This window comes from Streptococcus porcinus (genome assembly GCF_900475415.1).
Classification (GTDB): Bacteria; Bacillota; Bacilli; order Lactobacillales; family Streptococcaceae; genus Streptococcus; species Streptococcus porcinus.
In genome coordinates this window covers 420,001-433,132 of the sequence record NZ_LS483388.1, presented here as the reverse complement: position 1 = coordinate 433,132, position 13,132 = coordinate 420,001, and the positions used below count along the sequence as shown (strand labels likewise).

8 protein-coding genes are annotated in these 13,132 nt (G+C 35.2%); 4 read left to right on the top strand and 4 right to left on the bottom strand.

Annotation, left to right across the window (positions count from 1 at the left end; all coding sequences use genetic code 11):
* Positions 1-172: 172 nt before the first annotated feature.
* Together DQM45_RS02260 and DQM45_RS02255 are read right to left on the bottom strand one after the other, a co-directional pair.
* Entirely contained in the window at positions 173-844 is a 672-nt protein-coding gene (locus DQM45_RS02260; protein WP_003084235.1) for a putative quinol monooxygenase, read from the bottom strand.
* 519 nt (positions 845-1,363) lie between these two features.
* On the bottom strand, positions 1,364-4,378 hold the full coding sequence (locus DQM45_RS02255; RefSeq protein ID WP_003085217.1) for a fibronectin binding protein: 3,015 nt from the start codon (positions 4,376-4,378) through the stop codon (positions 1,364-1,366).
* A gap of 359 nt (positions 4,379-4,737) precedes the next feature.
* Here DQM45_RS02255 and DQM45_RS02250 point away from each other — a divergent pair, with 359 nt between their 5' ends.
* Positions 4,738-6,252, top strand: a complete 1,515-nt coding sequence (locus tag DQM45_RS02250; RefSeq protein WP_003084495.1) for a helix-turn-helix domain-containing protein — start codon at positions 4,738-4,740, stop codon at positions 6,250-6,252.
* A 104-nt stretch (positions 6,253-6,356) separates the two neighbouring features.
* On the opposite strand, the gene DQM45_RS02245 is transcribed toward DQM45_RS02250, so the two are convergent.
* Together DQM45_RS02245 and rlmD are read right to left on the bottom strand one after the other, a co-directional pair.
* A complete protein-coding gene (locus tag DQM45_RS02245) occupies positions 6,357-9,554 on the bottom strand; it encodes a M14 family metallopeptidase (protein WP_003083403.1) in 3,198 nt (1,065 codons plus the stop codon).
* Between the two features lie 367 nt (positions 9,555-9,921).
* The gene (rlmD, locus tag DQM45_RS02240) at positions 9,922-11,277 is read right to left on the bottom strand and encodes a 23S rRNA (uracil(1939)-C(5))-methyltransferase RlmD (RefSeq protein WP_003084294.1); all 1,356 of its coding nucleotides are present in this window, start codon (positions 11,275-11,277) and stop codon (positions 9,922-9,924) included.
* Positions 11,278-11,369: 92 nt separating this feature from the next.
* On the opposite strand from rlmD, the gene recX reads away from it, so the two are divergent.
* From recX to DQM45_RS02225, 3 genes are all read left to right on the top strand, one after another.
* Positions 11,370-12,146: a recombination regulator RecX gene (recX, locus tag DQM45_RS02235; RefSeq protein ID WP_039984989.1), complete on the top strand. Its 777-nt coding sequence runs from the start codon at positions 11,370-11,372 to the stop codon at positions 12,144-12,146.
* A gap of 80 nt (positions 12,147-12,226) precedes the next feature.
* Positions 12,227-12,760, top strand: a complete 534-nt coding sequence (ntdP, locus tag DQM45_RS02230) for a nucleoside tri-diphosphate phosphatase (RefSeq protein WP_003085242.1) — start codon at positions 12,227-12,229, stop codon at positions 12,758-12,760.
* Between the two features lie 57 nt (positions 12,761-12,817).
* Positions 12,818-13,132, top strand: a complete 315-nt coding sequence (locus DQM45_RS02225; RefSeq protein WP_003084098.1) for a DUF960 domain-containing protein — start codon at positions 12,818-12,820, stop codon at positions 13,130-13,132.

The window sequence follows — 13,132 nt, the reverse complement described above, 5'->3', positions numbered from 1 at the left end:
TCCTAGAAATAGATTAAATGGACTATTTATCCCCCTTATCTTAGGTGCAAAATTCCGAATGGGGTTAAAACCTTTCTACTAGCTAAATTAGACATCTAAAAACTAACAACAGCTGAGCTATTTATCTTGGCATGTTAACTAGACTCCTAACATCACACAAAAGCTTATTTTCTTATGATAAATACTGTGCCTTGCCTTGGCTAACCAAAATATCTCCATCCAAAATCTCAAGTTCTTTAGTTAGGATGATTTCAGCTGAATCTTTGAGGTATTTTTTAAAATGCTCACTCTCAATATGCTTCTGATAAGCTTCTTGATTTTGATAAACTTCGAAAAAATACCATTGACTCAAATCTTCTAAATTCCGGCCACAAAAAAGGGCTAAAACACCGCTTTCTTTAGCAATTGAAGTGGGCATTTCTTGATTTAAGATATCCTTGAAGATAGCAGCATTTTCTGGATCTAAACTTATTTTAGCTAAGCGAATATGTAATGTAGAAGCATTTTCAAAGAATTTCTTTTCAGCTTTTTCACAAAGCAACTCTGCTTGCAGTATAACAACTTTAGGACTCTTTAAGCCATCACTAGCATAATCTAAAAAGGTTTGGAAGTGGTCTGTTTGGATATGTTGCCGGTAGGCAGCTTCATTCTGATAAACCTCAAAAACCACTTGCTGATTTGAATTTTCATGATAACAAGTAACCATAACCAAAGTTCCTTCTTCTTTGTTAATAGCTTGTAAAAGATTGTCTTTCCCAACTTTCTGGAAAGTTTTCCTAGTAGATGGAATTGGCTCTAACTCAAAGAGGCGCATGATAGGGGCTTGTTTTTCTGGATTGGTCATAATGTCTCTCCTTATCAATCTAAAAAATATATTATTTGCTTGTTCTTGTAATTATTAGCGAGGTAGGTATTTTTCTCAAAGAAAAATAATTCCAAATTAAAGGAATCGGTAGCCAAACTTCAACAGATAGCCCCTAATTTCGAATTTCCTGAAGTCAAGTAATAATACTTATAGATGTTATCAATCCCTCCTTCAAAACAGGTTGTTCTGCCCACTGAAAACTCAAACTTTTATTACGGCTATCTTGCTTGAAAAGCTTCGGATAAAAGAGAGACACTATCATCATTTCTCCATCTTCTTATCTTTGAACTCTACGTAATTCATTATACCAAAATTTATTAGTAAGTTTAATAAAGCTCCTACTACTTATAATTGTTTATCAAAAAAGGAAGTTGTCTTAATGACTACAACTTCCTTTTTAATATCTATACCTAACTTTACACCTATTAAGGCCCTAATTTAAGTCAACAAAGCTACTAGTGCTTGAAAAGGTAAACTTCAACAGTTCTAAAACAGGTTTTAAGACTGACGATTTTTAAAAGTTTGGCTAAGAAGACCACCTAAACTCATGACTATAAAAATCAATGCTACCAACTTAGATTCCGCTTTTTCTCCGGTCATTGGCAAATTAACTTTTTCTGTTTTTACCACTTGCGTTGCTTGGTTATTTGCTTTATTAAAATGATTTTTATCTTCACTTTGACTCTGTTTTGTAACAAGTTTTTCTTCTTGAATAATGCTATCTTCTTCGATGATCTCATCGTCTGAGAAACCTGTCAGAACAGGTTGGCTATCTTCACTGAATTCAATTGATTCTAAGTGCATTCCAAAGTGATGAATCGGTCTTTCAGTATCTTCTTCAATGACCTCATCGCCTGAGAAACCTGTCAGAACAGGTTGGCTATCTTCGCTGAACTCTATAACCTCTGTCTGCATGCCAAATTGATAAACTGGAACTTGACTGTCTTCTTCAATGACCTCATCGCCTGAGAAACCTATCAGAACAGGTTGGCTATCTTCGCTGAACTCTATAACTTCTGTCTGCATGCCAAATTGATAAACTGGAACTTGACTGTCTTCTTCAATGACCTCATCGCCTGAGAAACCTGTCAGAACAGGTTGGCTATCTTCGCTGAACTCTATGACTTCTGTCTGCATCCCAAATTGGTAAACTGGAACTTGACTGTCTTCTTCAATGACCTCATCGCCTGAGAAACCTGTCAGAACAGGTTGGCTATCTTCGCTGAACTCTATAACTTCTGTCTGCATCCCAAATTGATAAACTGGAACTTGACTGTCTTCTTCAATGACCTCATCGCCTGAGAAACCTGTCAGAACAGGTTGGCTATCTTCGCTGAACTCTATGACTTCTGTCTGCATCCCAAATTGGTAAACTGGAACTTGACTACCTTCTTCAATGACCTCATCGCCTGAGAAGCCTGTCAGAACAGGTTGGCTATCTTCGCTAAATTCTATAATGTCTGACTGTTGTCCAGATTGATAAACTGGGATTTCAGTGTCTTCTTCAATGACCTCATCGCCTAAGAAACCATTTATATCAAATTGTGTGTCTTCTGATTCTTCAATTAAGAAGCTTTGTCCTAACTCAAGACTTGGCTCGGAATCATATGTTTCTTCATAAATAGGATCGCTATTTTCTTGAATAGAGAGAGCTCCAGAATTCGAACCGCCTATCACTTCTGTTGCTGTGTCTTCAAAAACATCGATAAAGTCACTATTACCAAAGATAAGTTCAATCTCACTCATATTGACTTGGCCGTCATCTTCTGTTGGCAGAAGACTGTCATTTATGATAGGGTCCTCTGGTAAGCTTGGATCACTTAAGTTTTCTTTAGGCCAATCTCCAGTTTCAATATCAAAAGCAGTCTCTGCTTCTAACATAGGAACTAATCTAAAACTTTTCAGACTAAGTTTAGGTTTTTCTATAGTTATTTTTTCTGGTGGTGTTGGTACTTGTGGCTCCAAGACTTGTTCATAAGTAGGGGGTTCTGGTTTAACAACCTCATTTAACTTAACTGAATTACCAAATAAAGAAAAAAGGATTCCTCCAACCCGCTTTTGTCCCGGAGCTGCTGTACTTGTTCCAGCCATTAGAGCAAGTTTTTCCTTGTCAAATTCCGCTTCTGTTAACTGTGATAATACTTCATAATTATTGTTAGTATATTGATAGTAACTTGCCTCAGTGAAATGGTGATAATTCATCTCAGTTCCTACACCTACAGCTAACATGGTTCCCTCTGGGGTTTTATCAAAGTTTTGAACATTAAAGTTAGCAGCTGACGTAAACGTTTCATTATTATTTGTAATTTTTGAGTCCTGAGGCACTGAAAAAAGTTTCTTACCATCCTTACCAAAATCAAATTGAATTTTTTGTCCGAGATCAATATCACCAATAACTTGAGTGATAAGAATTTTCGTTGGCTTATTGTTTACCAAAAATTCAAATTTAAAGCCCATATCCTTATGATTTCGATAGATAAATTCGATAGAGCCTGAAGCTTCTTTAAGCTTCTCAAACTCTTTACCTATGTAAAGAGCTTGTTCAACGGTATAGCTACCATCATCTTTTTTCTGACCATAACCTTCTCCAATTTTGGTAATAGTAACCTTTAAATCCAGTCTATCACCTGTTTCAATCTTCCCAACATTTTTTAAGACAAAGGAATCATTAATGTTATAGCCCGTTAATTTAATAGTATGACTAATACGTTTTGTTTCGTCTTTTAGCTCCGTACCTGTACTGACTTTGAAGTTACCATTTACTTTTTCAAAAGTGGTATTTTTATTCCAAGTAATTGATTCTTGTAAAGAATGAGCATCTAAGGCATCTAAATCGGCTTTAACTTTTAAGCCCTTATAGTAATCAATACTATTTTTCTTTTCTTGGTCTAATTCCCCATAAAGTTTTAAGGGGTTACTATTACCATTACTAACTGTTTTTTTATCCTCATTTGTAAATTGGTATTCCTCACCCAGATTTTTTTCAGCTTCTATATAGGCTTCTTGAGCATTCTGGTAATTAATTTTTTTCTGGTCATTAACCGCTTCAATTCGTGCTTTTTCCTTTACCTGTTCCTGATAAAGAGCAAGCTCTTCTTGATACTGCTTTTGCTTAGCTTCTTCCTCAGCTACTTTCGCATTATAACTAGCTACTTCTGCTTCTATTTGTTTTTGTTGTTGATCATAGGTCTGATTAATCTCAGTTGCTATTTTTTCAGCCGCATGAGCACCAGGATAAGATATCTCATCTTCAGTAAGACTTACTTGGAAGCCTTCTGCTTGATATTTTTCTTCTAAACTCTTAACGTCATTTGAACGATTAAGTGCTACTTCTAAGTCTTTAATCGAATCGTTGGCAAGTACTTGGCTAGAAGTATTATTAGCTACATTTGAAGATATCTCATCAGCAGATACTTGATTGGTTACTAGAAAAAAACTTAGCCATGCAACTGATAAAAGTCCAAAAGATGTTTTCCGTAAAGCGTAGCGATAATTATTTTTTAAAAAGCACATAGTTTTCTCTCTCTCTCATTACATTGTCTTAAGTGTTACTACTTTTTTAGAAAACTAAGGAGCTTTTACAAGTAAAAGAAGACTATATTTTTCCCCAAAAATATATCATTTAGTATTTCTTAATAGTTAGTGATTTATGACTGACAATGTCTATAATCATAACAAGTCTTTCTTCATTTTTCTAGTAACTTTTCCTTATTTTTTTCTCAAAAAAAAGTATTCCTAATTGGTTAAATGAGAAAAAAACGCTTACTCCCTTTCCTATAGCGAATAGTTGATTTCTCACAGTGAATGATTTATAATGGCCTTATTTAAAAACCTAGGTACTTTTTGCTGTTGATAATATGTGAGGGAATCATTTGCTAGAACATTATTTAGAAAAACCGATTATAGATAAAAAAACACTCCTAACTATGTTTTTAGATAAGAAGGAATTTTTAGTACCAGACCTTCTGACTAAAACTAAATTGTCTTACAATCTCATCAAACAGTATTGTCAAGAGTTAAATGACCAATTCCCCCAAAATCTTAAGATTGAGGTTACTCCCCAAGCTGTTACCACTACTTATAATGAGGAATTAAAGGATCACTATCTTTTTGATCTCTACGCTCAATCTAACATCTTACAACTCTTACGTTTTTTACTTTTGAATAAAGACAATCAAAAACCCTTAACTTATTTTGCTGAACGCTCTTTCATTTCAAATGCCTCTGCTTATCGTATGCGAGAAGCCATACGGCCCTTTTTAAAGGAAATAGGTTTAACCTTAAACAAAAACCTCATTGGAGGTGATGAATATCGGATTCGTTTCCTGATTGCTCTTCTACAATCTAAATTTGGCATCATCATTTATAAATTTACACAAGAAGATTTTTACCTTATCAACCAATTCATTACTAACAGTGCTTCTAGCTTAAAATTTTCAAACTTACTTGAACATTCCTTCCAATTTTACAATACTTTACTAGCCTTATCTTGGAAACGATTTGATTATCAAGTATGTCTCCCTCAATCAGATATTTTCACTGAGCTAAAACAAATCTTTATTTATCAAAAGATATCGGAAACTGTTACTGCCACTATTGAAAAAGAGATGCACCTTTCTTTTAGCACTTCTGATGTTGATTACCTTTTCCTGATCTATATCCTTGCTAACAATTCTTTTGCCAGTCAAGAATGGACTAAGGAAGAAGTTGATTTTTATATTTCCATTTTTGAACAGAATGATAATTTCCAGTTACTGCTGAATCCTTTAAAAAAACTATTTAATGTTCCCCAAAATAAAGAAAAAGAATTTTTAAGAATTGTATTAGCCTTCGCTAAAGATCACATCTATCAATTAGAACCATTTATTCCTGAAAAAAATTATTTTCTTTCAAATTATTGCTCGGAAAATAGTTTACTTAAAGAAGCTATTTTTAAGATTGTCAAAAAATGGAAAAAAGATATTAAACAAGCAGTGCAGGTCAACACACGTCACCTAAATCTCTTTTGTAATCATTTGGAACTTTTTTTGAAGAGTTACCAATCTCCTCTACAACTCGTTTTTTTATCTACTGATTTTACTAGTTCTATGACCCTCACTGATTTTATCGCCAACCGTTTTTCCTCAGATTATGTTTGTTTCCACTCTTATTATCTTTTAACAGATGATATTTATCAGATTGCTGATATTAACCCTCATTTAATTGTGACCAGCCATCAGCTTATTCCTTTTATTGAACAAGAAATCATTTCTGGAATTCCAATCCTGGACTTTTCACATAATAATCTTGAAGCCAATACCAGACAGTTACAAGATACTATTGCTAAGTTAAAAGCAGAGCAATTTTCTAATTTTTTGAAACAGCAGATTCAGTTAGCTGAGACTTAGATATATTTTAGAGTCGTATAAAAAACAAAGCCTATCTGCTTAGAGATAGGCTTTGTTTTATCGTTTACTTATTGTCTTTCTTTCCTACTTTAAATAAGGGCTTATTATTCGTCTTTGCGACGTTTAACTGCTGCAAACAGCCCTCCGCTGGCTACTAGCAAACCAGTAATCCAAAAGAGCTGACTTTCTTTCTTACTACTAGTTCCATCAGCTAAGCTTGGTAATGTTCTTGTAGTAGCTTTCGCTGCCATAGTGTCTACTTCTGAAGTCACCTGTTCCCCTTGGTAAACAAGGAATCTGGAATCTTGATGGTAAACTGGTACTACCGTATTATTATCTGTAGCTGGTCTATGACATTCACCTTCAACAAAGGCTGTTAGGTTTGTCCCAAAAATGGCATTACTTACCCAACGATAAAAATTGATTGTATGAGTCTTATTAACAGGATTACCAGCAAAGATAAACATTGGTTGCCCTTGGAATATACCACTCACAGCTACCGTTTTATTTGCCAAGCCTTCGTGTTGTGGCCACCAACCTGAGACATAGAAATCACTTGGTGAAATCTTAGCTAAGCTTATAAAGCCAACAGGAACTCCTTGAATCCAAGAACCAGAATTAGCATAATAAAGTGACTGTGCCCCATAACCACTTGTATAAGGGCTATTTGCATCAAGGTTAATCTTCATTAAACCTTCATAACTTCCTCCATCCTTTTCATTAGTCATAGCTGCATCAAATCCAGGTAAGACTCCCAGACTTTCCAGCTTAGCCATCGCCACTCCACCAAGGACGATGATTGGTTTCTTCCCTAGAAGACTAGCATCAAATTGATCATTATCTAGAATAATAACATCTGCTTGGTCTGCCGAGTTAACAACATTGAATCCCATCTGTCTTAAAGCCAAGCTGACTTCTGAAGGTGATGTGAAACCTAAGGAAGCGTTTGGATTACCGGGTGCATAGACGCTTAATGCTTTTAGACTTTGACCAATTGGTTTCAAGCAGGTTGGTTTAGCATATAACGGATAGGTTGCAACAACACTTTCATAGGTTAATTTATCCATGACGTAACCGTCATTAGTTAGATAAACCTTGTTACCAGCTTTTAAAGCTGCATTAACGGCCTGGACAGCTGCTAATGAATTATTAGAAACAATGTAATACTCTTTATCAGTTGGAGCTGTCCTAGGAGCACTTGTTAAAGTAACATGACCAATTTTACCAGCAAATAACCCTGACTGGTAAATAGCATCCGCTTTAAAACCGCGCATCGCTGGGAAATTCATAACAAGTTCAGCATACATTGCTGGCCATTCGGACTCGTTTGCACCTTTATACATAACATGGTTAGCATAGCCCCTTTTAGCTTGCGCCATATCAATCACTAAATCACCCTTATGATAACCAGCTACATCTTGAGTCAATTGACTCAAGACGACTCCATTACGACGGAAGTAGTCAATCATTTTAAAGGCTTGATCAGTATCACTTTCTGTTGAGAGCTCCATTGAGATAACATAGTAATCTGGGAAAAAGTTAGTATGCCCATCTTTAATTCTCCCCTTAACGGACCCATCAACTGTAACCAATTCATCGTTAGCGGCAGCCACCTCTGCTTTATGAATACCACGTGAGTAAAATGCTAAACGATTCTTCATCAGCTGGTCACTATTTTGCAAATCATAATTAATACCTGCCAAAACAGCATAGTATCCTGCTTTATAAGACTCTTCATTAGTTTCAGGAATTTCTATAGTATGGCCTAAAATACCATGATAGAGACCATATACTGCTGTATATCCTGAGAATGAATCATCCCAGCCGGAACCGTAATCAAATTTTGGGATAATGTAACTATCATAATTCGAGTTTGTAATACCCGCATTTCCCATGGCGCGCGCTCCCTCAACTAAGCTATGATCAAATAAATCATATTCAAAGTTGGGATCATGTGGTGGTGTACATGGTTCTATTAAAAACTCCTTAACAAAGCCATGCACATCGAAAATTGCAATAGGGTTCCATTTATTGATTTGTTCAACAATGGCACGTGTTTCAGGATTTGTCTGATAACCGGTGTCTCGGTTAGGGTCTAAACCATTATTGAGAGCACGTGTATTAGCAATGTCTCCATCTGGATTTTCCGTAAAATCAAATAATAAGATAACTTTTTCTAATAGAGCCGGAATATCAATTTTAACCGATATGGGATTTTTATCAGCATCAACGGTTTGATAATCGATACTTGTTTGTCTTGCAAAAGCTTCAAAAAGTCCCCTGACAATATCAATACCTGGTTGCTCATCCGCATGCGTATTATTGATAAGAATAGGCAATTGGTAATCAAACTTTCCTTGAGCTAATAGTTTTAAGGCTTGGTCAGGCTGCATTAGCATCATTGGTGTTGTGCGGTTAAGATATTTATCAAGAGTAGCTTGATCTTTTGCCACAATACCCATTTTGATATCATTACCAAGAGCACTTTTACCAATAGTTTCTACTTCTACAAGACGATCCGCCGCATGATTTACTTGAACATCTTTTAAGGTATTAAGTAACTCTTCATGAGTTTGGTAACTTTCATAAGGTCGTAAGATCAGCTCTTTTGTAATAATTGTTAAGCCATCTTGACTAATACCTTGAAGGCTATAAGTTCCCATATAGTCACGATAAGTCCGACGAATATTATTAGGCCAACGCAGGCTTAGATCTGACCCAAAAAGTGGATCAATTTTAATTTGGTAGGTGGTACCACCTGTTGTCGCTATACTTTCTACCGTCACTGTTGGTTGCCCAGAAAACTGACCTGTTTTGATATCATAGGCATTAGCAGGCAAATTTGGAATTGTCCAAGTCACAGGACTCTCCGTTGCCACAGTTACATCAACCTGATTAGACTTATCCATATAGATAGTTTGAGGCTTTTCAACTTGTGTCGTTGCGCTCGGAGTGGCTTGAGAACTAACTGAAAGAGCAGTTGTCTCGTTAACACTAGCTTCTGTTGCTACTGATTCTGTGTTGACCTCAGGATTTATTGAAGCCTCATCCCCTATAGCTGCCGAGGGTGTCGGGACTGCTATCTCTGTTCCTACTGTCGTATTTTCCGTCAAAGATGCATCTGTGGCAGTGCTTGCAGGAGCAGTTTGACTACTTGTTGGGACAAGGGGCTCCTTCAAAGAAACAACATCTGCTTTGGCTTGTTGAGCTAAGGCAAGACTACAAAGTATTAAGCATGATGCTGACAAACCTTTGATAACTCTATCAGCATAAGTTGAATGACTAGAATTGATTTTAGTCATATAGGCCTCCTAAATTAGAATAATTACTCATTTTTCTTATTTCGCCATCATTTTATCATTTTGAACGATTTTTTGCAAACGCTTCCATATCTTTTAACTATTCTAAAGAGTGATACTATTATCATTTTATGTTAATACTGAACAAACTAAATCTATCCCGTTATTTATAATAATTTTTATTCTTCTTATTTATGGATATTTATTGGTTAATATCCATATATTATTAATAAATATTTATTTGAATCCTGTTTTATAATTATTTTACTATTTGCATATTGATATTTTCTCGATAGATTATTCCTATTAAAGAATATTTATTCTTAAAAAAATCAAAAAAGAGCACAATTGTGCTCCTAGACTGACTTGTTTATTTCTTTTGTAATTTAACCACTGCTTCAGTCCTTGCCGTGTGAGGAAACATATCTACTGATTGGATATATTCTACTTGGTAAAACTTGGCTAAAGTAACCAAGTCACGTGCTAAAGTTGAGGTATTACACGAGACATAAACCATTTTTTCAGGCTGATACTTTACTACTGTCTCTAATAATCTTTCATCTAAACCTGTTCTTGGCGGATCAACAATAATAGCATCGGCCCGATAGCCCTCCTGGTACCACTTGGGAATCAGATCTTCTGCTTTACCAGTTTCGTAGTAAGTATTAGTAAAGCCCATTGCTTTAGCATTCTTTTTTGCATCAGCAATTGCTTCTGGAATAATATCCATCCCTCGTATACTTTTCACATGTTTGGCAAAAGCAAAGCCAATTGTGCCAACACCACAATAGGCATCTATTATTTGATCATTTTCAGAAACTTCTAAAGCTTTAACAACTTCTGAATAGAGAACCTCTGTTTGTTGAGGGTTTAATTGATAAAATGCTCTTGGTGATAAAGCAAAGCTATAGTCTAAGACATCTTCATTGATTGTCTCTTTGCCCCAAATGATTTCTGTCCGTTCACCATAAAGACCACTTGTTTTTGATCTATTATAATTAATAGCTACTGTCTTTATCTCCTCAAAGTTAGCCACTAACTCTTTAACTAAGGGAGCAATATGCAATTCTTTACTTGTTACAAAAATAAGTTGAACTTGACCACTTGATTGACCTTTTCGAATCATGACTGTACGTAAACCGGCAATGTGACGTTCGTTATAAATAGGAATCCGATGTCGCTCTAGCAGGCAGACAATATCGTTAATAATTGCTTGAGTAGTGCTATCTTGGACTAAACAATTTTCAATACTAATCAAACGATGACTGCCTTCAGCAAATAAACCGGCATGCACCTTTCCCCCAAACGATCTCGTCTGAAACTGCAATTTAGCCCGATAATGCCATGGTTCAACCATACCAATAGTATGCTTGATGGTAAAGTTTTCAAATCCCTGAGGCTGAAACTTTTTAAGGCTCTGACGAATAACATCATCTTTAAAGTCCAACTGCTTAGGGTAGGCTAAGTGCATAATTTGACAGCCTCCGCAGTCTTCATAAATAGGACATGGAGGTTGAACTCGATCTTTAGAGGCTTTAAGAATTGTTACTAACCTAGCATAGAGAAAACGCTGATTAACTGAGATGACTTGGCAAAGAACTTCTTCTCCCTTTAAGGCACCTGGTATAAAAACCAAGGTCCTTTTATAAAAACCAATCCCTTCACCGTTAATCCCCATTCGCTTTATCTTTAGTTTAATTTTTTGTTTTTCTCTGATCCCCTGCATATAACCTCTTTTCCCATCTGCTTAGAAATTCTTAAAATGTTAGTGAAAATCCTTTTCTACTATTTTACCATTTATTTGTTATAATGATTAATATGAAAATAAGCAAAATTGAAAAGAAAAAACGGCTCTATCTACTTGAATTGGATTATAGTGAAAAACTATATATTACTGAAGACACTATTGTTAAATTTATGCTATCCAAGGATATGGAGATAAGTCCCGAGCAACTAAATGAGATAAAAGTATTCGCTCAATTTTCACATGGTAAAAATCTTGCCCTTTATTACATTTCATTCCAAGTTAGGACTAAAAAGCAAGTAATTGATTATCTTCACAAAAATGAGATTGATAAAATCACAATCAACCGTATTATCAAGGATTTAGAAGAAAATAACTGGATTAACGATACTCAGTATATTGAGACTTATCTCAGACAAAATATATTATCTGGGGATAAAGGCCCCCATGTTCTAAAGCAAAAACTTTTACAAAAAGGGATCTCTCCATCACTAATTGATCAGTACCTCACTAATTATGATTATTCTCCTCTTGTAGAAAAATTAGTCAAAAAATTGCTTTCTAAATATCAAGGAAAACTACCCGAAAAAGCATTAAAAGATAAAATCATTCAATCCATTATTACTAAGGGATTCTCCTATGATTTGGCGAGGGCCGTTGTAGGAGATCTCGAGTTGGAACAAGCTCAGGAGCTCAGTAATCATCTATTAACAAAAGAATTGACAAAGCAGTATCGCAAATTCAGTAAAAAGTGGGACGGCTATGAACTTCAACAAAGACTTTTTCAAGCACTCTATCGTAAAGGATTTGATTCTGATGCTATTAATCAAGCTTTAAGAGAATACCTGTAAGTCACTCAAAATGAGTGATTTTATTCTTTTTTTGTGATAGAATATATCAGATAAGTTTAATTGTAGAAAGTTGGTAAGGCATGAAATTACCTAAGGAAGGCGACTTTATTACAATTCAAAGTTATAAGCATGATGGTAGTTTGCACCGCACTTGGCGGGACACTATGGTACTAAAGACAACTGAAAATGCTTTGATTGGGGTAAATGATCACACGCTAGTCACAGAAAGTGACGGTCGGCGCTGGGTCACTAGAGAACCAGCCATTATTTACTTCCATAAGAAATACTGGTTTAACATCATTGCAATGATTAGAGATAATGGAATTTCTTATTATTGCAATTTGGCTAGTCCTTTTATTTTAGATGGTGAAGCATTAAAATATATTGACTACGACCTAGATGTTAAAGTATTTGCAGATGGTGAGAAAAGATTATTAGATGTGGATGAATATGAACTTCACAAAGAAAAAATGCAGTATTCTCCTGATATTGACTTCATTTTGAAAGAAAATGTAAAAGTCCTAGTCGATTGGATTAACCATGAAAAAGGACCTTTCTCAAAAGCATATATCAAAATTTGGTACAAACGTTATCTTGAACTGAAGAATCGTTAATAAAAGTCAGGCACTCCCATCGGAGTGCTTTACTTATCATTTAGAAAGGAAATAGCTATGGCTTTTCAAAACACTCGAGAACGATATGCAAGCTTTGGTGTAGCAACCTCAATACCACCAGAAATTATTGATATATTCTGGCACATCATTGATGAGAATTTAAAAGGGGTCTTCCCTTTAGATCGTATCTTGCTTTTCGCGTTAGTAAAAAATAGCAAAAATAATCTTTCTATTGAATACCATGATAAAAAGAAAAACTTACTAATCGTTTTTGACTATGACTATCCTTATGATCCTTTTCTACCAAAGTATGTCTATGCTATTGATAATGATGGTCTTGAAACAATCCTCTTAAAACATGAAATCAGTTGA

Bases quoted from the DNA above. Each gene is read 5' to 3' on its own strand.
- DQM45_RS02260 (WP_003084235.1), bottom strand. From the start codon at position 844: ATGACCAATCCAGAAAAACAAGCCCCTATCATGCGCCTCTTTGAGTTA.
- DQM45_RS02245 (WP_003083403.1), bottom strand. From the start codon at position 9,554: ATGACTAAAATCAATTCTAGTCATTCAACTTATGCTGATAGAGTTATC.
- rlmD (WP_003084294.1), bottom strand. From the start codon at position 11,277: ATGCAGGGGATCAGAGAAAAACAAAAAATTAAACTAAAGATAAAGCGA.
- DQM45_RS02255 (WP_003085217.1), bottom strand. From the start codon at position 4,378: ATGTGCTTTTTAAAAAATAATTATCGCTACGCTTTACGGAAAACATCT.
- ntdP (WP_003085242.1), top strand. From the start codon at position 12,227: ATGAAATTACCTAAGGAAGGCGACTTTATTACAATTCAAAGTTATAAG.
- DQM45_RS02225 (WP_003084098.1), top strand. From the start codon at position 12,818: ATGGCTTTTCAAAACACTCGAGAACGATATGCAAGCTTTGGTGTAGCA.
- recX (WP_039984989.1), top strand. From the start codon at position 11,370: ATGAAAATAAGCAAAATTGAAAAGAAAAAACGGCTCTATCTACTTGAA.